The sequence below is a fragment of the Nesterenkonia pannonica genome (assembly GCF_019575955.1).
Classification (GTDB): Bacteria; Actinomycetota; Actinomycetes; order Actinomycetales; family Micrococcaceae; genus Nesterenkonia; species Nesterenkonia pannonica.
Map to the genome: position 1 here is coordinate 1,975,752 of NZ_CP080575.1, position 23,268 is coordinate 1,999,019.

8 protein-coding genes, 4 tRNA genes and 12 pseudogenes are annotated in these 23,268 nt (G+C 65.4%); 2 read left to right on the forward strand and 22 right to left on the reverse strand.

The features are described 5' to 3' along the window. Nucleotides 1-20: 20 nt before the first annotated feature. Nucleotides 21-674 (forward strand): annotated as a pseudogene (locus tag K0H76_RS14080) (DDE-type integrase/transposase/recombinase); the annotation flags it as partial. 132 nt (nt 675-806) lie between these two features. Here K0H76_RS14080 and K0H76_RS14085 read toward each other — a convergent pair. From K0H76_RS14085 to K0H76_RS14110, 6 genes and pseudogenes are all read right to left on the reverse strand, one after another. Beyond that, nucleotides 807-879: transfer RNA gene (locus tag K0H76_RS14085), tRNA-Glu, on the reverse strand. A 64-nt stretch (nt 880-943) separates the two neighbouring features. Beyond that, nucleotides 944-1,016: transfer RNA gene (locus tag K0H76_RS14090), tRNA-Glu, on the reverse strand. Nucleotides 1,017-1,058: 42 nt separating this feature from the next. Further along, nucleotides 1,059-1,130 (reverse strand) — tRNA-Gln (locus K0H76_RS14095). A 70-nt stretch (nt 1,131-1,200) separates the two neighbouring features. Further along, complete coding sequence (gene gltX, locus K0H76_RS14100) at nt 1,201-2,739, reverse strand: glutamate--tRNA ligase (protein WP_258933388.1); 1,539 nt, start codon at nt 2,737-2,739, stop codon at nt 1,201-1,203. A gap of 74 nt (nt 2,740-2,813) precedes the next feature. Then, nucleotides 2,814-3,577, reverse strand: a pseudogene (locus tag K0H76_RS14105) (fumarylacetoacetate hydrolase family protein). Between the two features lie 32 nt (nt 3,578-3,609). Continuing rightward, nucleotides 3,610-4,631 (reverse strand): annotated as a pseudogene (locus K0H76_RS14110) (branched-chain amino acid aminotransferase). Between K0H76_RS14110 and K0H76_RS14115 the strand changes: the two are divergent. Beyond that, entirely contained in the window at nt 4,536-4,823 is a 288-nt protein-coding gene (locus K0H76_RS14115; protein WP_258935498.1) for a hypothetical protein, read from the forward strand. The pseudogene K0H76_RS14110 and the gene K0H76_RS14115 overlap by 96 nt on opposite strands. Nucleotides 4,824-4,837: 14 nt before the next feature. Here the strand turns inward: K0H76_RS14115 and K0H76_RS14120 are convergent, their stop codons facing one another. From K0H76_RS14120 to gltB, 16 genes and pseudogenes are all read right to left on the reverse strand, one after another. Then, a complete protein-coding gene (locus tag K0H76_RS14120; RefSeq protein ID WP_258933389.1) occupies nt 4,838-4,942 on the reverse strand; it encodes an isocitrate/isopropylmalate family dehydrogenase in 105 nt (34 codons plus the stop codon). A gap of 4 nt (nt 4,943-4,946) precedes the next feature. Then, nucleotides 4,947-5,779 (reverse strand): annotated as a pseudogene (locus K0H76_RS14125) (isocitrate/isopropylmalate family dehydrogenase). Between the two features lie 5 nt (nt 5,780-5,784). Further along, nucleotides 5,785-7,383 (reverse strand): annotated as a pseudogene (gene metG, locus K0H76_RS14130) (methionine--tRNA ligase). A gap of 11 nt (nt 7,384-7,394) precedes the next feature. After that, nucleotides 7,395-8,981, reverse strand: a pseudogene (serA, locus tag K0H76_RS14135) (phosphoglycerate dehydrogenase). After that, a pseudogene (gene ilvC, locus K0H76_RS14140) lies at nt 8,978-10,004 on the reverse strand (ketol-acid reductoisomerase). The pseudogenes serA and ilvC overlap by 4 nt, the downstream one beginning before the upstream one ends. 55 nt (nt 10,005-10,059) lie before the next feature. After that, nucleotides 10,060-10,578, reverse strand: a complete 519-nt coding sequence (gene ilvN, locus K0H76_RS14145; RefSeq protein WP_146341438.1) for an acetolactate synthase small subunit — start codon at nt 10,576-10,578, stop codon at nt 10,060-10,062. After that, a pseudogene (locus K0H76_RS14150) lies at nt 10,578-12,484 on the reverse strand (acetolactate synthase large subunit). Before K0H76_RS14150 ends, ilvN begins: the two are co-directional and overlap by 1 nt. Nucleotides 12,485-12,687: 203 nt before the next feature. Next, nucleotides 12,688-13,029, reverse strand: a complete 342-nt coding sequence (locus tag K0H76_RS14155; RefSeq protein ID WP_258933390.1) for a dihydroxy-acid dehydratase — start codon at nt 13,027-13,029, stop codon at nt 12,688-12,690. Beyond that, nucleotides 12,966-14,210, reverse strand: a complete 1,245-nt coding sequence (locus K0H76_RS14160) for a dihydroxy-acid dehydratase (RefSeq protein WP_258933391.1) — start codon at nt 14,208-14,210, stop codon at nt 12,966-12,968. Before K0H76_RS14160 ends, K0H76_RS14155 begins: the two co-directional genes overlap by 64 nt. Beyond that, nucleotides 14,126-14,344 carry a dihydroxy-acid dehydratase gene (locus tag K0H76_RS14165; protein ID WP_258935426.1) on the reverse strand — a complete coding sequence of 73 codons (219 nt, stop codon included), beginning with the start codon at nt 14,342-14,344 and terminating at the stop codon, nt 14,126-14,128. The genes K0H76_RS14160 and K0H76_RS14165 overlap by 85 nt, the downstream gene beginning before the upstream one ends. Next, nucleotides 14,334-14,486: a hypothetical protein gene (locus tag K0H76_RS14170; protein ID WP_258935499.1), complete on the reverse strand. Its 153-nt coding sequence runs from the start codon at nt 14,484-14,486 to the stop codon at nt 14,334-14,336. The genes K0H76_RS14165 and K0H76_RS14170 overlap by 11 nt, the downstream gene beginning before the upstream one ends. A 107-nt stretch (nt 14,487-14,593) precedes the next feature. Beyond that, nucleotides 14,594-15,216 (reverse strand): annotated as a pseudogene (locus K0H76_RS14175) (response regulator). Between the two features lie 34 nt (nt 15,217-15,250). Next, nucleotides 15,251-15,330: transfer RNA gene (locus K0H76_RS14180), tRNA-Leu, on the reverse strand. Between the two features lie 84 nt (nt 15,331-15,414). Further along, nucleotides 15,415-16,948: pseudogene (gene pyk / locus K0H76_RS14185) on the reverse strand (pyruvate kinase). 181 nt (nt 16,949-17,129) lie between these two features. Next, nucleotides 17,130-18,589 (reverse strand): annotated as a pseudogene (locus K0H76_RS14190) (glutamate synthase subunit beta). Continuing rightward, a pseudogene (gene gltB / locus K0H76_RS14195) lies at nt 18,582-23,174 on the reverse strand (glutamate synthase large subunit). The pseudogenes K0H76_RS14190 and gltB overlap by 8 nt, the downstream one beginning before the upstream one ends. Nucleotides 23,175-23,268: the final 94 nt, after the last annotated feature.

Below are 23,268 nucleotides of genomic sequence, written 5' to 3' on the forward strand. Positions count from 1 at the left end.
GTTCCTGCATCAGCCCCACCGATCAGGCCACCGGACTGCCAGTCCGCCGCCCATCGGCGAACCGGTATGAAGCCTCAACCCCCGGGGAGCTTGTCCATGTCGATATCAAGAAGCTGGGCCGGATCCCTGACGGAGGAGGATGGCGGGCCCACGGCCGCGGTTCAGTCCAGGATCTTATGGCCCACCGCGCCACGGACGCAGCAGCCCGAGCCGGGGCGCCAGCTTCTCGTGGCTACCGGTTCTTGCATCACGCGGTCGATGACCACTCCAGAGTGGTCTACTCGGAGATCCTCGATGATGAGCGCAAGCACACCGCAGCCGGGTTCTGGGCCCGGGCGGAGGCGTTCTTCGCCGACATCGGAGTCCAGGTCAGCGCGGTGATGACTGACAACGGGTCCTGCTACCGGTCAGCAGCGTTCAAAGCCGCTCTGGGCGAAGAGATCAAGCACAAGAGAACCCGACCCCGCTTACCCCAGACCAACGGGAAGGTTGAGCGGTTCAATCGAACGTTGATGAGCGAATGGGCCTACGCCCGCTCCTACATCAGTGAATCCTCCCGTGCAGCTTCGTACGAGAATGTCCTGCACTACTCCAATCACCACAGAACCCACACCGCGCTCGGAGGCGCTGTTCCCTCAGCTCGCGTTCACAACCTCACGGGGAACTACACCTAGTCGCGTGTGGTCAAAAGTCCAGCTCCACGACACCAGCATAAAACACGGGATAGCCATTCGTGGACAAAGAAACACCCCCGCTGTCCTACTCCCCGGAATTCCGGGCTTTCAGACAAGCGAGGATGTATCAAGTGACCCCAGCGGGATTCGAACCCGCGTTACCGCCGTGAGAGGGCGGCGTACTAGGCCGCTATACGATGGGGCCCTATGCAATTTGATATCACATGGCTCGGCCCCGGAGCTTTCACTCCGAGGCCTGCGCCGTGCGGTGACCCCAGCGGGATTCGAACCCGCGTTACCGCCGTGAGAGGGCGGCGTACTAGGCCGCTATACGATGGGGCCGCAATATGTGATTCTTTGGATACTTCTAAAAGAAATAATCCGCTGGGCTACTAGGACTCGAACCTAGAATAACGGTACCAGAAACCGCCGTGTTGCCAATTACACCATAGCCCAATGCTGTGCGATCTCCGTCGCGCAACAGCACTGAAGTCTACCGGAAGAGCTGAGCGAAGCACAACTCGACTCAGCGGGCCTCCATCATGCGGCGGAATCGGGCCAGCCGAGCCATCGAAGACTCCTTGCCGAGCAGCTCCATCGACTCGAACAGCGGCGGGGAGACCTTCCGACCAGACACCGCAGAGCGCACCGCACCGAAGGCCTTGCGAGGCTTCAGGCCCAGGCCCTCCACCAGCGCCTCGCGCAGGGCCTCCTCGATGCTTTCCGTCGCCCACGCCGAAGCATCGAGCTTCTCCAGGGCCCCGGATGCCGCATCGAGCGTCTCGAGAACAGCATCCTTCTCTCCCAGACCGCTGAACGCCTTATCCTCGACCACCAGAGACTCGTCCGGCCGGAAGAGGAACGCCATCATGTCGGCCCCCTCGGACAGCAGGGCGATCCTTTCCTGCACCAGCGGTGCCGCCCCATCCAGAATGCGTCCCTGCTCCTCGGTCAGGTCCTCGCCGACGAGGCCATCGGCCTGCAGGTAGGGAACCAACCGGTCACGGAAGTCCCCGGGCTGCAGCCGACGAATATGGGTGCCGTTGATCGCCTCCGCCTTCTTCGAGTCGAAACGGGCCGGATTTCCCAGCACATCCTTGACATCGAAGTGCTCGACCAGCTCGTCCACTGTGAAGATGTCCTCATCCGCCGAGAGCGACCATCCCAGCAGCGCCAGGTAGTTGAGGAGCCCTTCGCGGACGAACCCGCGATCCCGGTGATGGAAGAGGTTGGACTCGGGATCACGCTTCGAGAGCTTCTTATTGCCCTCGCCCATCACATAGGGCAGATGGCCGAAAGCAGGCATGTGCTTCGCCACGCCCACGGCGTGCAGCGCGCGGTAGAGGGCGATCTGACGCGGAGTCGAGGACAGCAGGTCCTCGCCCCTGAGAACGTGCGTGATCTCCATCAGTGCGTCGTCGACGGGGTTGACCAAGGTGTACAGCGGTGCGCCGTTGGCTCGCGCCACCACGAAGTCGGGCGAGGAGCCCGCCTGGAACGTGATCTCCCCGCGCACCAGGTCCACGAATGAGAGGTCCTCGTCGGGCATCCGCAGCCGAAGGACCGGCTGACGACCCTCCGCGCGGAATGCTTCCTTCTGCTCCTGCGTCAGGTCCCGGTCGAAGTTGTCGTAGCCGAGCTTGGGGTCGCGGCCAGCCGCCTGGTGCCTCTGCTCCACCTCTTCGGGAGAGGAGAAGGACTCGTAGACGTGCCCGGCCTCCACCAGCCTGCTCAGCACGTCCTGGTAGATCTCGCCGCGCTGGGACTGCCGGTACGGCCCGTGGGGCCCGCCGGTCTCCACACCCTCATCCCAGTCGATGCCCAACCAGGAGAGCGCCTCGAGCAGCTGCTGGTACGACTCCTCCGAGTCGCGGGCAGCATCGGTGTCCTCGATGCGGAAGATCATCCGGCCGCCGGTGTGCCGCGCATACGCCCAGTTGAACAGTGCCGTGCGGATCAGCCCCACATGCGGGGTGCCCGTAGGCGACGGGCAGAAACGCACCCGAACCGGTGTCTCAGCATCCACAGCGGGGATATCAGAAGGGGCGGGCACAGGTTTGCTCATCACAGTTTGAAGCTCCTAAACAAGAAGAATTGCAGCGGCACGGCGAGGCGAGGAGGTCGGACTGGCGAGGGCTCTCATCGCCGGAACATGTTGCGAAGCGTTCCGATGCCTTCGATCTCGCCCTCAAATGTGTCTCCCTCAGTGAGAAGGCCAACACCGGCGGGAGTGCCGGTCAGGATCACGTCGCCGGGCAGCAGGGTCATGGCCTGCGAGATGTAGGAGATCAGGAACGGTACGTCGAAGACCATGTCCGCAGTGGTGCCGTCCTGCACGGTCGCACCGTTGAGACGGCCGGAGATCCGGAGGTCCGAGGGGTCCAGCTCAGTCTCAATCCAGGGGCCCAGAGGCACAGAGTTGTCGAAGCCCTTGGCGCGTGCCCACTGACCGTCCGTGCGCTGAGCGTCGCGGGCGGTCACGTCATTGGCGACCGTGTACCCGAAGATGACCTCCGGCACGCGCTCCTCCGGGACCTCCTTCGCGATCCGGCCGATCACGACGGCCAGCTCCACCTCATAGCTCACCTCTTCCGTGAAGGCAGGCATCGTGATGGGCTCTCCGGGGTAGGCCACAGAGGTGTTGGGCATCAGGAAGAGCATCGGCGAGGCGGGAAGCTCGCTGCCCATCTCCTTCGCGTGATCCTCATAGTTCCGGCCGACCCCGACCACTTTGGAGCGAGGAGCACCGGTGCGACCAGCCGCACGTCGTCGACCTGGTGGACGTTGCCGGTGGGGTGGACCCCGCCGTACAGCGGGTCACCCACCAGCTCCGTCAGGGTGTCATCTTCGTTCAGCAGCCCATATGAGGGCTCATCGTTGACCACAAATCGGGCGATACGCATAGGTTCAGCCTACCGCCCGCAGAGCAGAGAAATCAGGCGAGACGGTGCAGCCACCCGTGACGGTCCCCACAGTGCCGCGCTGAATGCCCAGGAGCTCTTCGCGCAGGCTCATGGTGACGGAGAAGTCTCCCTGCATGGTGATCGTCCGGTCACCGTCGAGAAGCTCTCCGATGGGGTCACCACCGCTGCGGTCCCGCAGGCGAAAGCCTCCGTGATCGTGCCGTCCGCGGCACCCTCGGCCCATTCGGACAGCCCGACTCGTCGCTCCTCCACGCTGAAGCCCCGGTCCTTCGCCAGCTGGATGATCGAGTCGCGGGTGATGCCCTCAAGAATGGTGCCCGTGAGCTCAGGTGTGATCAGCGTGCCGTCGCTGCGCACGAGGAAGACGTTCATGCCTCCCAGCTCCTCCACCGCATTCTCGTGGAGAGGGTCGAGGAAGAGCACCTGGTCGCAGCCCTTGTCGATGGCCTGCTTCTGCGCGACCAGCGAACCGGCATAGTTGCCTCCGGTCTTCGCCGCACCGGTCCCTCCGGGGCAGCGCGCACGTAGTCCCGCGTGACCCAGATGCGCACCGGGCGCAGCTTGCCCCCAAAGATGTTCCCGGCCGGAGATGCGATGACCCGGTAGCTGAAGGTCTGGGCTGGGCGGACACCCAGGAACGGCTCATCGGCGAACAGGAACGGCCGCAGGTACAGTGACTCCCCCTCCCCGTCGGAACCCATGCCTTGTCCTCCGCGACCAGCTGCTCCAACGACTCGACGAACGTGGAGACCGGCAGCTCCGGCAGCGCCATGCGTGCGGCGGAGCGCTGAAAGCGCAGAGCGTTCTGATCGGGGCGGAACGTGTACACGCTGCCGTCGTCGTGCTTATAGGCCTTGAGGCCTTCGAAGATCGTCTCCGCGTAATGCAGGACGGCCGCCGCGGGGCTCAGCTCCAGATTCCCGTAGGCCTCCACCCGGTGGTTCTGCCATTCGCCGTCCGCCCTCCAGTCGACCACAGCCGTGTGGTCGGTGTAAGTGGTGCCGAAGCCCGGCTCCTTGAGGATCTCGACGATGCGGTCCTCAGGGGTGGGGCTGGGGTGCGGGACGAGTTCGAAGGTCATAGCGGACTTCCTCTGGGGGTGGCGGGCGGGTTCTCAGGCGGTGCGGCGGCGCAGCTTCTCCACGAAGGCATCGCCTCTCTGGCTGGTGGTCAGGTCGGCTGCGCTCTGCGCGGCCCACTCCGTCAGCTGCTCATTGACGGCTGACTCTATGCGCTCGGCTACTCCTCCATCCCGAGGTGCTCCAGCATCAGCTTGGCCGAAAGCACAGCTGCCGTGGGGTCTGCGATCTGACGGTAAGCGATGTCAGGAGCGGATCCGTGCACGGGCTCAAACAGGGAGGGAACTCCCCGAGGCGTTGATGGACCCGGAGGGCGAGAGGCCGATTCCGCCGGTGATGGCACCGGCGAGGTCGGTCAGGATGTCGCCGAAGAGGTTGTCGGTGACGATGACGTCGAAGCGCTGCGGGTTGGTGACCATGTGGATGGTCGCGGCGTCGACGTGCATGTAGTCCCACGTGACCTGCGGGTGCAGGGCGGCCACCTCCTCAGTCAGTCGCTGGTAGAGGCTGCCGGAGTAAGTCATGACGTTGGTCTTGTGGACCATCGTTACGTGCTTAAGCGGCGATCCTCGGCCCGCTCGAAGGCGTCGGCGATGACCCGCCGGACGCCGTGGGCGGTGTTCACCGAGACTTCATTGGCGATCTCGGCGGGCGTGCCGCCGCGGAGGGTCCCCGGTCCCGGCATAGGGCCCTTCTGTGCCCTCACGGACCACCACAAAGTCGAACGGCTCATCGGACGCCAAGGGGTGGCCACCCCGGGATAGGTCCGGACGGGACGCAGGTTGATGTAGTGGTCCAGGCTGAAGCGCAGCTTCAGCAGCAGCTCGCGCTCGATCAGCCCGGAGGATCTCTGCGCTGCGGGGTCGGCGCCGACTGCACCGAAGAGGATCGCATCATGCGACTTCAGCTGCTCCAGACTTTCCTGCGACAGGGCCTCGCCGGTGGCGAGCCAATGCTCTGCTCCCAGCGGATACTCGGTGTAGCTGACCTCTATGGGCTCCTGCTCGAGCGCCGCGTCGAGGACCTTCTTGGCCTCTGCTGTGACCTCCGGACCGATTCCGTCGCCCGGGATGACTGCAATGCTGAACGTCTGCTCCGCCATGATTCTCACTTCTCCTCTTCGTGTCGGGGGAAGATCGGCTTCGGCTTGCTGATCGCCGTGCCGGGCTTCAGCCGCTCCCGAAAGCGGCGAAGGATCGGGGTCCTTCATTGGACGCATTCGTGCGGCCCGCGTCCCCGTCCCCATCCACGCCCAACGCGTCCAGCAGCTGCGCGGCCGAGTCCGGCATCACCGGCTGGGCCAGCAGCGCCACCCGGCGCACCACCTCGGCGGTGACGTAGAGGACGGTGCCCATCCGGGAAAGATCCGTCTTGGCCAGCTGCCATGGCGACTGGTCTGCGAAGTAGGCGTTGGCCTCTCCGAGCACGAACCATGTTCGCTCAAGAGCCCGGTGAAAGTCCTGGCTCTGGTAAGCCTCCCGGGAGAGCGGCAGCAGAGCCTGGGCCTGCTCCAGGATCGCCTCGTCAGCCTCTGCGAACGCCCCGGGCTCAGGGACGGCACCCTCGCAGTTCTTGACGATCATGCTCAGGCTGCGCTGGGCGAGGTTCCCCAGGTTGTTGGCGAGGTCGGAGTTCTTGCGCCCGACCACCGCGTCATGGGTGTACGAGCCGTCCTGGCCGAAGGGGAACTCGCGCAGCAGAAAGAACCGCACCGCGTCGAGTCCATAGGTCTGCACCCACGCCTCGGGGGCCACCACGTTGCCCACCGACTTGACATCTTCTCGCCCGCGTTGTGCAGGAAGCCGTGGATCATGACTCGCTTGGGCAGATCCAGTCCCGCGCTCATCAGGAACGCTTACCAGAAGATGCAGTGGAACCGTGAGATGTCCTTGCCGATGACGTGAACGTCTGCGGGCCAGAACCTGCTGAACGCGTCCGATTCGGTGTCCGGGAACCCCACGCCGGTGAGGTAGTTCGTGAGCGCATCGACCCACACGTACATGACGTGGTCCAGGCTGGTTTCGGCCTCAGTGAGATCCTTGGGCACCGGAACGCCCCAGTCGAAGGTGGTGCGCGAGATCGACAGGTCGTCCAACCCGTTCTCGACGAAGCGAATTACCTCGTTGAATCGGCTCGAGGGTCCCCGAAGCCCGGATTGGCGGCGTAGAAGTCCAGAAGCGGCTGGGCGTACTTCGACAGCCTGAAGAAGTACGACTCCTCCTGGGTCCACGTGACCTCCGTGCCGGTCTCGGAGGCGTAGCGAACGCCGTCCTCTCCCACATGGGTCTCATCGTCGGCGAAGAAGCGCTCGTCACGCACCGAGTACCACCCGGCGTAGGTGTCGAGGTAGATGTCGCCCGCCTCCACCATGCGCCGCCAGATCGCCTTCGACGCCTCGTAGTGGTCCTCGTCCGTGGTCCGGATGAACCGGTCGTAGGAGATGTTCAGCACCTCGTCGTCGACATGCTTGAAAGCCGTCGAGTTCCTTGAGGCCAGCTCGAGGGGCGTGATGCCCTCCTTGGACGCTGACTGCTGCATCTTCTGACCGTGCTCGTCGGTGCCGGTGAGGAACATCACCTCGAAGCCGTCGAGCCGCTTGAACCTGGCCATCGCATCCGAGGCGATGTACTCGTAGGCGTGACCGATGTGCGGCTCCCCGTTGGGGTAGCTGATTGCGGTGGTGATGTAATAGGCGGGCTTGGACATCCGTCTCTTTCTCAGTCCTCGAGGTTGACTTCGGCTGCCAAGGAGGCCTGCACCTCGTGGGCGATCTCGTCGAGCACCCCGGAGGGCAGGGCTGCGTCAATGGCAAGCACCGCGAGCGCACGACCCTCCTTGGTGCTCTGGGAGACCTGCATGCCCGCGATGTTGATGCTGTGCTCGCCGAGAATCTTGCCCAGCGATGCCACGACGCCCGGCCGGTCTGCGTATTCGAACACCACCAGGTGATCCGTCAGCGTGACCTCGAGGTCGTAGCCGTTGATGCCGACGACCTTCTCGACCTGCCGCGTGCCCGTCAGCGTTCCTCGGACTTCGAGGTTGGTGCCTGAGGATGTCGCAGCGCGCACTGTCAGCGCGTTGCGGTAGTCCTCCACCTCAGTGGTCGTCGAAAGACGAGTGGAGATGCCGCGCTGCTCGGCGAGCACCGGGGCGTTGACGTAGGACACCGGCTCGGTGACCACATCCGTGAAGACGCCTTTGAGCGCCGCCAGCTGAAGAGCGGTGACGTTCTTCTCGGCGATCTCGCCTACCGCCTCCGTCTCGATGTCGGTGAACGCTTCGGTGGACAGGGCCGCAAGGACCCGGCCCAGCTTCTCGATCAGCGGGATGCCCGGACGCACCAGCTCATCGATCGCGCCGCCTGCGACATTGACCGCATCCGGCACGAGCTCGCTTACGAGGGCGAGCCGCACCGACTTGGCCACTGAGACTCCTGCCTTCTCCTGCGCCTCCACAGTGGACGCGCCCAGGTGCGGGGTGACGACGACGTTCTCATGGTCGAAGAAGGAGAGCCCGGTCGCGGGCTCCTTCGAGAACACGTCGATGGCCGCTCCGCCGATCTCTCCGGCGCGCAGGGCCTCATCCAGCGCCTCCTCATCCACCAGTCCGCCGCGAGCGACGTTGACGACGAAGGCCGTCTCCTTCATCTTCGCGAAAGCGTCCCGGCCCAGCATCCCGATGGTCTCGGGAGTCTTGGGCATGTGGATGGTCACCGCATCCGAGGTGGCCAGCAGCTCGTCGAGCTCCACAAGCTGGGCCCCGAGCTGGTGTGCCCGGGCGGAGGTCACGTAGGGTCGTAGGCCACGATCTCCATGCCGAAGGCAGCCATGCGTTCGGCCACCAGCCCGCCGATGCGGCCCAGGCCGATGACGCCCAGGGTCTTGTCCTGCAGCTCCAGGCCGGTGTACTTGGAGCGCTTCCACTCGCCCCCTTCAGCGCCTGATGCGCGGGGAGATGCTCCGGGCCAGTCCCAGAATATGGGCGCAGGTCAGCTCCGCGGCCGAGACGATGTTGGAGGTCGGCGCGTTGACGACCATCACACCCGCCTCCGTGGCCGCCTTGATGTCCACGTTGTCCAGGCCCACTCCTGCCCGGGCCACCACCTTGAGGCTCTTCGCCGCAGCGAATACCTCGGCATCGACCTGAGTGGCAGAGCGGACCATCACAGCCTGAGCATCGGCGATGTCGGTCAGGAGCCGGTCCCTGTCGGCGCCATCCGACTGGCGAATCTCGAAGTCGGGCCCCAGCGCCTCGACGGTGGCTGGGGAGAGCTCCTCAGCGAGGAGCACGATGGGCTTGCTCATCGCTTGGTCTGGCCCTCCTGGTAGTCGTCCGCCTGGTCGCTGATCCAGCTGAAGAGCTTGCGCAGCTCACGGCCCGTGGGCTCGATCGGGTGAGATTCGTTCTTCTCCCGCAGCTTGGCGAACTCCGGGCCGCCTACCCGCTGGTCGTCCATGAACCGCTGCGCGAAGCTGCCGTCCTGGATGTCCGCCAGGACGGCCTTCATGTTCTCTTTGACCTCGGCGCTGATCACACGGGGGCCGGAGACGTAGTCGCCGAATTCGGCCGTGTCGGAGATGGACCAGCGCTGCTTGGTCAGGCCGCCCTCGACCATGAGGTCCACGATGAGCTTCAGCTCGTGCAGAACCTCGAAGTACGCGATCTCGGGCTTGTAGCCTACCTCGGTCAGCGTCTCGAAGCCGTACTGCACCAGCTGCGAGGCGCCGCCGCAGAGCACTGCCTGCTCGCCGAAGAGATCAGTCTCGGTCTCCTCCGTGAAGGTGGTTTCGATGACCCCGGCGCGGGTGCCGCCGATGCCCTTGGCGTAGGCCAGAGCGAGGTCCTTCGCGGTGCCGGTGGCATTCTGCTCCACAGCGATCAGGGCAGGGACGCCGCGACCAGCCTCGTACTCGCGCCTCACCACGTGACCGGGTCCCTTGGGGGCGACCATGGCGACGTCGACGTTCTCCGAGGGCTTGATGAAGCCGTAGCGGATGTTGAAGCCGTGGGAGAAGAACAGGGCGTCGCCGTCCTGCAGGTTGGGCTCGACATCCTCGGCGAACACCTTCTCCTGGTGCTGGTCCGGAACCAGCATCATGACGATCTGGGCCGTCGCTGCCGCCTCTGCCGGCGTCGCGACCTTCAGCCCCTGCTCCTCTGCCTTGGGCCGTGACGACGACCCTTCCTTCAGGCCGACGACGACGTCGACGCCGGAGTCGCGCAGCGAGTGCGTGTGCGTGGCCCTGCGAGCCGTAGCCGATGACGGCCACAGTCTTCCCGGAGAGGACCGAAATGTCAGCGTCGTCGTCGTAGTAGAGGTCAGCCATGGGGATATCTCCTCGATCAGTGATTCGGTTCGGAAAAAGAGTGCGCCTCCGCACTCTAGCGGAGGGCTTTGTCAGCCATCGATCTGCCCCCGCGTGAGATCGCCAACGTGCCCGAGCGAACGATCTCCCGGACGCCGAAGGGCTCCAGCACGCTCAGGAGCGCATCGAGCTTATCGGCGGCTCCAGTGGCCTCCACGGTCAGCGACTCGTGAGAGACGTCGATGATGCGGGCGCGGAACAGCTCCACCGCCTGCGTGACCTGCAGCCGCGCCGCGGCATCTGCTCGGACCTTGATCAGCAGGTGGTCGCGCTGGACCGAATTGCCCGGGTCCAGCTCGACGATCTTGATGACGTTCACCAGCTTGTTCAGCTGCTTGGTGATCTGCTCCAGAAGGTGCTCATCGGCATCCACCACCACCGTGATGCGCGAGAGGCCGTCGACCTCCGAGGGCCCTACCGCAAGCGAGTGAATGTTGAAGGCCCGGCGGGCGAAGAGGCCTGAGACCTTGAACAGCACGCCGGGAACGTCCTCGACGAGCACCGAAAGGGTGTGCCGCTTCGTCTCATCCGCCATCAGTCGTCCTCTTCCTCAAAGTCCGGGGTCATGTTCCGCGCGACCTGGATGTCTGAGTTCGACACACCGGCCTAGCACCATAGGCCACACCATCGAATCCCGAGAGACCACGAAGTCCACGACCACAGGACGATCGTTGATGGCGTTTGCCTGCGCGATCACCTCGTCGATGTCCTCCTCCCGCTCGCAGCGGAGGCCCACGCAGCCGTAGGCCTCGGCAAGCTTGACGAAGTCAGGCACCCGCACGACCTCGTCGCCCGCGTCGTTGGTCGAGGTGTTCAGGTGAGTGTTGGAGTAGCGCGACTCGTAGAACAGGGTCTGCCACTGGCGCACCATGCCGAGCGAAGAGTTGTTGATCACCGCGACTTTGATGGGAATGCGGTTGATGGCACACGTCGCCAGCTCCTGATTGGTCATCTGGAAGCAGCCGTCGCCGTCGATGGCCCACACGGTGCGGCCGGGCTCACCCACGGCTGCGCCCATGGCTGCTTAAGCACGGCATAGCCCATGGTGCCCAGGCCGCCGGAGTTCAGCCACTGACGAGGGCGGTCGTAGCTGACGAACTGCGCAGCCCACATCTGGTGCTGGCCAACACCGGATGCGTAGATGGCCTCCGGTCCGCTGGCTTCGCCGATCTTCTTGATGATCTGCTGAGGCGCGAGGCCTCCGTCCTCCGGCGCGGTCCAGCCCAAGGGATAGGTATCGCGCAGGCGGTCGATTCTGTTCCACCAGGGAGACAGGTCCGGACGATGCGCATCCAGCTCCTGCCGCAGAGCGGCGGTGAGGTCCGGGATGATCTCCTCGAGGGAGCCCACAATGGGCACGTCCGCGTGACGGTTCTTGGAGATCTCTGCGGGATCGACGTCTGCGTGAATGACCTTCGCCTCCGGCGCGAAGCTGTCCAGCTGCCCCGTGACCCGGTCATCGAAGCGCGCACCGAGAGTGATCAGCAGGTCCGACTGCTGCAGCGCCGCCACCGCAGAGACCGTTCCATGCATGCCCGGCATGCCCACGTGCAGGGTGTGCGAGTCGGGGAAGGCGCCCCGTCCCATGAGAGTGCTGACCACCGGTGCGCCCAGCAGTTCGGCGAGCTCCCGGAACTCTTCGTGAGCCTCGGCCTTGATCAGGCCGCCGCCGATGTAGAACACCGGCTTGTTGGAGGCTGCGATGAGTTTGGCGGCTTCGCGGACCTGCTTGCCGTGGCCCTTGGTGACCGGTTTGTAGCCCTGCAGCCCCATCTTGGGCGGCCAGGAGAAGGTGGTGCGAGCAGACTGGGCCGATTTCGTGATGTCCACGAGCACCGGTCCAGGACGCCCTGAGGAGGCCAGGTGGAACGCCGAGGCGAGCACGCGTGGGATCTCGTCAGGGTCCTGCACGAGGTAGGTGTGCTTGGTGATGGGGGCGCAGATGCTTGCGATGTCAGCCTCCTGGAAGGCGTCCGTTCCGATGACGGAGGCGTTGACCTGCCCCGTGATCGCGACCATCGGCACTGAGTCCATGTGGGCATCGGCGATCGGCGTCACCAGGTTGGTGGCACCCGGTCCGGAGGTGGCGAAGCAGACCCCACCTTCCCGGTGGCCATGGCATAGCCTTGAGCTGCGTGGCCGCCTCCCTGCTCATGGCGGACCAAGATGTGGTTGACCTGCTCGGAGTCCATGAGCGGATCATAGGTGGGAAGGATGGCGCCGCCGGGAATGCCGAAGACGTCGGTGACGCCGAGCTCTTCGAGGGAGCGGATGATGGACTGGCTCCCGGTCACGGCCTCAGGCGCTACGCTGCGCCCGGGGCCGTACAGTCGGTGCTCGGCGGTGGTGATGCGGCGCCGTCGCTCCTCACGGGTTTCGGCACCGCTGTGGGGAGAGGCTGCTGCCGGTGCTGCGGGCCTGGCATCTGATGCAATGCTCATCTCATCTTCCCTGTCATTCGTCGCTGCATGGGTGGGGCTGGGCTCAGCACAGACGAAACCCCGGCGTGCAGGGGCTTCCTGTGCCGGGGCGGATGGTTGCGTACGCAGTGTGCGGCAGTAACCAGTCAGTGCCCGGCGGGGGCGATGACGGGTACCGCTACTAGTTCGCTGCGCATAGAAACCATCGTTCTCCGACGTGTGACCTATGTCAACCCTGTGAGAGTCGTCTCACCATATGGAATTGCGCGGCGAGGTTCAGCCGCAGGAGGCTCCTCGGCCGCAGAGCGCACCAGCTTCGCGTACTTGCCCAGCACACCCGTGGTCACGTACGGAGGCAGCGGCTTCCAGTCGGGCGCTGCCATCCGCTCGGCGAGAACCGACTCCTCGACCTGCAGATCGATGGTGCGGCCTGCGATGTCCACCCGGATCCGGTCACCGTCGGCGACGTAGGCGATAGGCCCGCCGTCCACAGCTTCAGGGGCTATGTGCCCGATGCACAGGCCGGTGGTGCCTCCGGAGAACCGCCCATCGGTGATGAGCAGCACGTCCTGCCCAGACCGGCGCCCTTGATGGCACCGGTGACGGCGAGCATCTCACGCATGCCCGGACCACCCTTGGGCCCTTCGTAGCGGATGACCACCACATCCCCGGCCTGGATCTCACCCTCATCCAACGCCTTCAGTGCGGCCTGCTCACGCTCGAAGACGCGAGCGGTGCCCTCAAAGACCTCCGCATCGAAGCCGCAGACTTCACCACGGCGCCCTCGGGGCCAGCGAGCCGCGCAGCACCGCGATGCCCCCATTGGGGTGGAGGGGTTGTCGAGATGGCGAATGATCTTTCCATCGATGTCCGGAGGACTGATCGCCTCCAGGTTCTCTGCCACCGTTCTGCCGGTCACGGTCATCGCGTCTCCGTGCAGCAGCCCAGCGTCGAGAAGCGCCTTCATCACGACCGGCACCCTGCCGACCTTGTCCACGTCAACCATGACGTGCTGGCCGAAGGGCTTGAGATCTCCCAGGTGCGGGACTTTGTCTCCGATGCGGTTGAAGTCCTCCAGCTCGAGACCCACACCGGCCTCCGAGGCGATCGCCAGCAGGTGCAGCACCGCGTTGGTGGAGCCGCCGAATGCCATGGTCACGGCGATGGCGTTCTCGAACGCCTTCTTCGTGAGGATGTCGCGAGTGGTGATTCCCTGCCGCAGCATCTCGACAACGGCCTCTCCTGAGGCGCGCGCGTAGGCGTCCCGCCGACGGTCTGCTGACGGCGGCGCCGCAGAGCCGGGAAGCGACATGCCCAGTGCTTCGCCGATGCAGGCCATGGTGTTCGCGGTGTACATGCCGCCGCAGGCACCTTCGCCGGGGCAGATGGCACGCTCGATGACGTCGAGGTCCTCTTCGCTCATGGTGCCGCGTCCGCATGCGCCGACCCCTTCGAAGGCGTCGATCAGGGTCACTTCCTTCTCGGTTCCGTCCTTGAAGCGTGCAATGCCCGGCATGATCGAGCCTGCGTAGAGGAACACGCTCGCAAGGTCGAGGCGCGCTGCTGCCATCAGCATCCCCGGCAGGGATTTGTCGCAGCTTGCAAGGAGCACTGATCCGTCCAGCCGCTCGGCATTCATCACCGTCTCCACGGAGTCCGCGATCACCTCGCGCGAGACCAGTGAGTAGTGCATGCCCTCGTGTCCCATCGAGATGCCGTCGGACACGCTGATCGTCCCGAACTCCATGGGGAAGCCGCCCCGGCGTGCACACCCTCCTTGGACGACTTGGCCAGTCGGTCCAGCGACAGGTTGCAGGGAGTGATCTCATTCCACGAGCTCGCGATGCCGATCTGCGCCTTGGACCAGTCATCATCGCCCATGCCTACGGCGCGGAGCATGCCACGGGCCGGCTGCCCGGGTGTAGCCGTCGGTGACCTGCCAGGAACGCGGCTTCTCCGGTGAGGAGGGGCCTGTCACAGGCTGGGGCGGGGTGAATCGGGGCTGATCAGTGGGTGCGGACATGCCCACGATTCTATGCGGGGATCCGAACCGGTGCAGTGCACCCCACGCCCGTCTCAGTATTCGAGTGCGGGCCCCGGCGGCGGGTCGGAGACTTCGGACGGCGCGGGTCAGCCCATCTGGTCGACGACGGTCTCAGCGACCTCGCGCATCGTCAGACGACGGTCCATGCTCGTCTTCTGGATCCACCGGAAGGCCTCCGGCTCGGTCAGATCCATCTTCGTGGTGAGCAGCGATTTGGCGCGCTCCACGAGCTTCCTGGTCTCGAACTTGTCGCTGATGTCAGCGACCTCGTCCTCCAGCGCGCGAATCTCTTCGAAACGGGCGACAGCCACCTCGATGGCCGGTATGAGGTCATTCTCTCCGAAGGGCTTGACCACGTAGGCCATCGCCCCGGCCTCCCGGGCCGACTCGACGAGGTCCCGCTGGGAGAAGGCCGTGAGCATCAGGACGGGGCGATGCGGCCCTCCGCGATCTGCTTGGCGGCGCTGATGCCGTCCATGACGGGCATCTTGACATCCATGACGACGAGGTCCGGCTGGTGCTCCCGCGCAAGGGCGACCGCCTTCTCCCCGTTCTCCGCCTCGGCAACGACCTCGTACCCGGCGCCGGTGAGGATCTCGACGATGTCGAGCCGAATGAGCGTCTCGTCCTCAGCGACCAGCACACGGCGACGCCCACCGTCTGCGGGGACGGCGTCGGCTTCGGCGTCGTGCTGATTCTCTTCAGTCAAGGTGCTCCTTCATCGGGGCGTTGCAATCGGTCTGTGCCCGAAGTGGGACTCGAACCCACACACCAGTGGTACTCGATTTTGAGTCGAGCGCGTCTACCAATTCCGCCATTCGGGTAAGCAGCGGGCGGCCTATGAGCCGCCCAGCCGCTCCATCTTAGCTCTCCTGCGCCGCGGGCACAGAATCAATCTGCCGCACTTCTAGAGCGCTGAGTGCGCAGAGTGCGCCGATGCGGCGCTCTGGCTGGGCCAGGGACCCACAGGCTCACGAGCTAAGCATCACGTCTGCGTCACCGCGCCGCAGCGCGTCGATGTTGGCGCCGCCGTCGGGAAGATCGCCGATCTTGTGCACCTTGACCATGTTCGTAGTCCCGGCTTGGCCTGGAGGGGAGCGCAGCGATGACCACCAGGTCCCCACCTCCGCAACGCCCTCTTCGAGGAGCTGCTTGTCCACCTGTGAGGTCATGCGGTCGGTGTGCGAGGCGAACTCGACCCATCGCGGCTGCACCCCCAGGAGAGGGTCAGCGTGTTCTGCGTGTGCTCCACGTGTGTGAAGGCGAAGATCGGCTGCCGGGGGCGAAGGCGGGACAGCCGCTGGGCAGAATCGCCGGAGCGCGTGAAGGTGGCGAGGTATGCCACGTCCAGCTGCTCGGCGATCTCGTTGGCGGCCCGGGTGATCGCTCCGCCGCGGGTCTTGGGCTTGGTGCCCAGCTGGGGATGCGGTGGAGGCCGCGCGCTTCAGTGGTCTGAATGATGGAGCTCATGGTCTCCACGGTGCGGACCGGGTACTTGCCGATCGAGGTCTCGCCCGAGAGCATTACGGCATCGGCTCCGTCGAGGACTGCGTTGGCGCAGTCGGAGGCCTCGGCGCGGGTGGGACGAGGGCTCTCGATCATCGACTCCAGCACCTGGGTGGCCACGATCACAGGCTTGGCCCACCGGCGAGCGAGCTCCACGGCACGCTTCTGAACGACCGGCACCTCCTCGAGAGGCAGCTCCACGCCCAGGTCGCCGCGGGCAACCATGATCGCGTCGAAGGCGTCGATGACATCCTGCAGGGCGTCGACGGCCTGCGGCTTCTCGATCTTGGCGATGATGGGGACGTAGCGGCCCTCCTCCTCCATCACCTGATGCACTGCTTCGACGTCGGCAGCGTCTCGCACGAAGGACAGCGCCACCATGTCGAAGCCGGTGCGCAGCGCCCAGCGCAGGTCCTCCTCGTCCTTCTCCGACAGTGCGGGCACGGAGACGGCCACACCGGGAAGGTTGATGCCCTTGTTGTTCGAGACGGGACCGGGAACGGTCACCTCGGTGATCACGTCGGTATCGGTGACCTCAACTGCCCGCAGGGCGACTTTGCCGTCATCGATCAGCAGCGTGTCACCCGGAGCGACGTCGCCCGGCAGCTTCTTGAACGTCGTCGAGCAGCGCTCCTGTGTGCCTTCGACGTCCTCAGTGGTGATCGTGAACCGATCTCCCTCGGCGAGCTGATGAGGGCCGTCGGCGAAGCGCCCCAGGCGGATCTTGGGGCCCTGCAGGTCCGCGAAGATCCCCACTGCCCGGCGAAGATCCTTCGACACTTCGCGAACGGTGCGGTAGGTGTCCTCGTGCACGTCGTAGTCCCCGTGGGACATGTTCACGCGGACGACGTCGACGCTACCTCGATCAGTTGGCGGGTCTTCTCATATCCGGCGGTGGCCGGGCCGAACGTGGCGACGATCTTTGCGTGTCTCATGCCTCACCTTTCAAGGGGTCGGTCAGTCAGGTTAAAACTGGCACGACACCACGCTGTGTCAGGTCCAGACAGGCTGAGCCTACCGCAGAACGCAAGGGGCAGGGAGGCACATCCCGGCGCTGCAGATCGGCGGCGGCCGAGGCAGATTCGGGAGCCCGCGCAGTGCTCCGGACGCCCTCGTCTAGGTCAGAGAGATCGCACGGTCGCTCGGCTTCACCGGGTAGGGAAGCCTGGTGGATCCCTCGAGGTACTCGTCGACCTTCGACGCTGCCGCACGGCCCTCTGCGATCGCCCAGACCACCAGAGAGGCGCCCCGGCCAGCATCGCCGACGGTGAAGATTCCCTCGACATTGGTCTGGTAGTCCTCTGTGCGGCCGACCGCCCCGCGAGAGGTGAACTCCATGCCCACCTGGCTGTCCAGGGTCTCCTGCTCGGCGCCCGTGAAGCCCAGTGCGAGGAAGACAAGATCCGCTGGGATCTCACGCTCGGTTCCGGGCTTGGGGCCGCGGGAGCCGTCCTCGCGGTACTCCGTCTCAGCGACCTTCAGTGCGCGCACGTTGCCGTTCTCGTCACCGCTGAACTCGACCGTGGACGCGAGCCACTGCACCTCGCCGCCCTCCTCGTGGGCACTGGACATCTCGAAGATGCGCGGATCCATGGGCCACGGCTCGTGGCCCGGGCGCTCCCGAGGCAGCTCCTTGCCGATGGCCAGGGTCGTCACCGATTTGGCGCCGTGTCGGTGTGCGGTGCCGATGCAGTCCGCTCCGGTGTCTCCGCCGCCGAGAATGACGACGTGCTTGCCGTCGGCCCGGATCTGGTCCGGAACCTCGTCGCTTACCACGGCCTTGTTCGACTGCACCAGGTAGTCCATGGCGAAGTGGATGCCGCCCAGGCTCCGTCCGGGCACTGGGAGATCGCGCGGAACCATAGCCCCCGTCGCCACGACGACCGCGTCGTAGGACTCACGCAGCGCGGCCCAGGTGATGTCCGCGCCGATCTCTGTCGAGGGGTAGAACCGGGTGCCTTCGGCCTCCATCTGCTCAATGCGGAAGTCGACGAGGTGCTTCTCCATCTTGAAGTCAGGAATTCCGTAGCGGAGCAGGCCGCCGACACGGTCATCCCGCTCGTAGACGGCGACGGTGTGTCCGGCGCGTGTCAGCTGCTGGGCTGCGGCCAGCCCAGCCGGTCCGGAGCCGACGACAGCGACGGTCTTGCCGGTGAGCCGGGAGGGCACCACGGGCTCCACGTAGCCGCGCTCGAGGGCGGTGTCGGCGATCTCAACCTCGGACTGCTTGATCGTCACAGCTTACTGGTTGATTCCCAGCACGCAGGAGGTCTCGCAGGGCGCAGGGCAGATGCGGCCTGTGAACTCCGGGAAGTTGTTCGTCATGTGAAGCCGCGCCGAGGCCTCCTCCCACTGGTCCCTCCACACGAGGTCATTCCAGTCAGGGATGAGGTTGCCCAGGGGCAGCCCGTGTGGCAGAAGGGAATTCCGCAGTCCATGCACCTGGATGCTTGCGTCTGCGTGGTGCTCTTGTCTTGGCGCTCATAGACCTCGTTGAAGTCCATGATGCGCACCGGCACCGGCCGGGAGGGCCCTTCACGCTCGGGGTATTTCAGGAATCCGCGCGGATCAGCCACGGGTCACCTCCAGAATCTTCTGCCATGCGGCGTCGCCATTGGGGTCCAGTCCTCATCGAGGGCATCCGCCCGGGCGCGCAGCACGGCGTCGTAGTCGCGGGGCAGGATCTTGGTCATACGGTCGAGCGTGGCCTCAGGCGTCTCCAGCAGCCGCTCGGCGAGCGACGAGCCGGTCTCCTCCTGGTGCCGCCGAAGGAGGTCCAGCACAATCTGCTTGTCCTCCTCGTCGAGCTCGCTGAGCAGCAGCGCTTCGGTCCGGATGGCCTGGTCGTTGAGCCTGCCGCGGTCGAAGTCGAGGATGTACGCCGTTCCCCTGACATGCCCGCACCGAAGTTGCGCCCGGTTGGGCCGAGGATCAGCGCCTGTCCCCGGTCATGTACTCGCACCCGTGGTCGCCGATGCCCTCGACGACGGCGGTGGCTCCGGAGTTCCTGACCAGGAACCGTTCCCGACCTGGCCGCGCAGGAACATCTCGCCCTGGGTGGCCCCGTAGCCGATGACGTTGCCCGCGACCGTGTTCTCCTCGGCCACGAAGGGCGCGCTGGGGTGCGGGTGAATGATGATTCGGCCGCCCGAGAGGCCCTTGCCCACATAGTCGTTGGAGTCGCCGGTGAGCCTCAGCGTGATGCCGTGCGGCAGGAACGCGCCCAAGGACTGGCCCGCCTCTCCGTGCAGGTCGACTTGGATCGTGTTGTGGTCCAGCGTCGAGAGGCCCAGTGCCTTGGTCACTTCGTGGCCGAGCATGGTGCCCACAGCCCGATCAGTGTTGACCACACGAGACTCGATGCGCACCTGCTCACCCTGGTGAATGGCTGCCTGTGCCTTCTCGATCAGTGCGACGTCGAAGTGCTTCTCCAGACCGTGGTCCTGCTCAGAGGTGCGCCGCAGCATGCCCGCGGTCTTCTCCTCGTGCGGGTCCCAGCCTGTCAGCACTGAGGTGAGGTCGAGGCCCTCCGACTTCCAGTGGCGCTTGGCGTCGTCCATGTCGAGCCGGTCGATCTGTCCGATGGCCTCGTCCAGGGTCCGAAGCCGAGCTCGGCCAGGTATTCCCGGACTTCCTGGGCGATGAATTCGAAGAAGTTCACCACGTGGTCGGCTTTGCCGGTGTACCGCTCTCGAAGCACCGGGTTCTGAGTCGCGACGCCCACCGGGCAGGTGTCCAGGTGGCAGACGCGCATCATGATGCACCCTGAGACGACCAGCGGCGCGGTGGCGAAGCCGTACTCCTCGGCGCCCAGAAGCGCAGCGATGACGACGTCCCTTCCGCTCTTCATCTGGCCGTCGACCTGCACGGTGATGCGTTCACGCAGACCGTTGAGCATCAGTGTCTGCTGCGCCTCGGCCAGACCGAGCTCCCATGGGGTGCCGGCGTGCTTGAGCGAATTCAGCGGGGAGGCGCCCGTGCCGCCGTCGTGCCCTGAGATCAGCACGACGTCGGCGCTGGCCTTGGCCACACCCGCCGCCACCGTGCCCACACCGTGCAGGGAGACGAGCTTGACGTTGACCCTCGCCGCAGTGTTGGCCCGCTTGAGGTCGTAGATCAGCTGCTTGAGGTCTTCGATCGAGTAGATGTCGTGGTGCGGCGGGGGCGAGACCAAGGAGACGCCAGGGGTTGAGTGGCGGGTCTCAGCCACCCAGGGGTACACCTTCTGCCCATGAGCTGGCCGCCCTCGCCGGGCTTGGCGCCCTGAGCCATCTTGATCTGCAGGTCATCGGCGTGGGTCAGGTACTGGCTGGTCACGCCGAAGCGGCCGGAGGCGATCTGCTTGATGGCGCTGCGCCGCTCAGGGTCGATGAGGCGCTGCGGGTGCTCCCGCCCTCGCCGGTGTTCGAGCGCCCGCCGAGGCGGTTCATTGCGATGGCGAGGGTCTCGTGCGCCTCCTGGGAGATCGAGCCGTAGCTCATCGCGCCTGTGTTGAAGCGCTTGACGATCTCGCTGACCGGCTCGACTTCGCTGATCGGTATGGAGCGCCCGTTCTCCTTGAACCTGAAGAGCCCGCGCAGCGTCATCAGAGCTTCTGACTGGTCGTCCACTGCCTTGGTGTACTGCTTGAAGATGTCGTACCGGCGGGTGCGCGAGGCGTGCTGCAGCCGGAATACCGTCTCAGGGTTGAACAGGTGAGGGGGCCGTCGCGCCGCCACTGGTACTCGCCGCCGACTTCAAGCTCTGAGCCGCGGCCCAAGTCGTTGCCGTCCTGCGGGTACGCGAGTGCGTGCCGGTCCTGCGTCTCCCGCGAGATGACGTCGAGGCCCACACCGCCCATGAGGGAGTCGGTTCCGGAGAAGTACTGGTCGACCAGCCGCTGCGACAGGCCCACGGCCTCGAAGGTCTGAGCCCCGCAGTAGGACGCGACGGTGGAGATGCCCATCTTGGACATGATCTTCAGAACACCCTTGCCCAGGGCGGTGATCAGATTCTTGACCGCCTGCTGCTCATCGACGTTGGTGATCTCGCCGCGATGCACCATGTCCTCAGCGGACTCCATGGCCAGGTAGGGGTTGACGGCCGCCGCGCCGTAGCCGATCAGCAGCGCCACGTGGTGCGTCTCGCGGACATCTCCGGCCTCGACGATCATGCTCGCCCGCGTTCTGTTCGCGGACTTGAGCAGGTGGTGATGCACCGCAGAGGTCAGCAGCAGAGACGGGATCGGAGCCCACTGGGCGTTGGAGTCGCGGTCGGACAGGACGATGTAGTTCACGCCGCGGTTGACGGCCGCAGAGACCTTTTCGCAGATCTCGCGAATGCGCTGGCGGAACTCCTCCTCAGTGGAGCCCACGCGGAAGAGCCCGCGAATCTTCAGCGCCACCTTCTGGCCTTCGCCGTTGCGGATGTTGGCGATCTTCGCCAGCTGATCATTGTCGATGACGGGGAAGTCCAGCTTCACCTGCTGGTGCCGCACATGCTCTGAGCTCAGCACGTTGCCGTTGGGGCCGATGTATACGCCCAGTGAGGTGACGAGCTCCTCGCGAATCGCGTCCAGGGGCGGGTTGGTGACCTGCGCGAATGCCTGCACGAAGTAGTCGAACAGCAGCCTGGGACGGTCTGCCAGGACGGCGATGGGAGTGTCCGTGCCCATCGCGCCCAACGGCTCAGCACCCGTGGAGGCCATCGGGCCGACCAGCGTCTTGAGCTCCTCGTGCGTATAGCCGAAGGTCTGCTGCCGCAGCCGGACCGAGCCCGAGGGATGCTTCACGTGCAGCCGCTCGGGAAGGTTCTTCAGCTCGACGAGGTTCTCGGCGACCCATTCCTCCCACGGCCTACCTGAGGCCAGATCCTGCTTGATCTCCTCGTCCTCAATGATGCGGCCCTCGGCCGTATCGGCGAGGAACATCATCCTGGGGCGACGCGGCCCTTGCGGACCACGCGTGCCGGATCGAGGTCCATCACGCCGACCTCGGAGGAGAGGACGACGAGACCGTCGTCGGTGACCCAGCAGCGCGCCGGGCGCAGGCCGTTGCGGTCCAGGACGGCGCCCAGCTGATTGCCGTCCGTGAAGGCCATGGCGGCCGGGCCGTCCCAGGCCTCCATGAGCATCGCGTGGTACTCGTAGAACGCGCGGAGCTTGGGATCCATGGAGGCATGGTTCTCCCACGCTTCCGGAATCATCATCCGCATAGCCTGCGAAAGCGGCCGCCCGGACAGCATGAGCATCTCGGCAGCCTCGTCGAAGCTGGTCGAGTCGGATGCTCCCGGCGTGCAGATGGGAAAGAGGTACTCGGGGTCGTCCCCGAGGAGCTCTGAGGACATCATGGACTGGCGTGCTCGCATCCAGTTCCGGTTGCCCTCAACAGTGTTGATCTCACCGTTGTGCGCCACCTGCCGCAGCGGCTGGGCCAGCGGCCACGAGGGGAAGGTGTTGGTGGAGAAGCGGGAGTGCACGATGCCGAGCGTCGACGTGTACCGCTCGTCGGAGAGGTCAGGGTAGAAGGGCTCGAGCTGAGCTGTGGTCAGCATCCCCTTGTACGTGATGGTCTTCGAGCTCAGCGAGGCGAAATAGACGCCGAGCCTGTTCTGCGCACGCTTGCGCAGCCTCCAGGCCCGCTGGTCCAGGCTGCCCGCAGCGGAGCTCGCATACTCCTCCGAGTCTTCGGGCGCCACAGTGACGAAGGCCTGCTTGAAGTAGGGCATGGCCGCGCGAGACATCGAGCCGATCATGGAGTCGTCGATCGGAACATCGCGCCAGCCCAGGAACGTCAGGCCCTGCTCAGCAGCCATCTCCTCGAATGCGGCGGTGACCTGATTGCGCTCGGCCTCATCCTGGGGCAGAAAGGCGGTGCCTGCGGCGTAGTCGCCCTGCTGGGGAAGGTTGAAGTCCACCACTGCGCGGAACAGCTCATCCGGAATCTGAGTCAGAATTCCGGCACCGTCTCCCGTGCCCACGTCGCCTCCGACGGCACCGCGGTGCTCAACGCAGCGCAGAGCGTAGAGCGCGTGGTCGACGATGTCGTGCCCCGGGGTGCCCCGCAGGGTCGCCACCGCGGCCATTCCGCAGTTCTCATGCTCGTTGGCAGGGTCGTAGAGGCCCTGCTTCTCAGGGAATGCGGCGAAGCGTTCAAATGGGCTGATGACCTGCGGTGCGGACATGATCAGTTCCTTCCTCCACTCAGGGGAGACCTTCGCGCGCTCAGCACGCATGACGGGAGTCAGGCGCTGGGGGTGGGCGCGCTCGGCATGGATG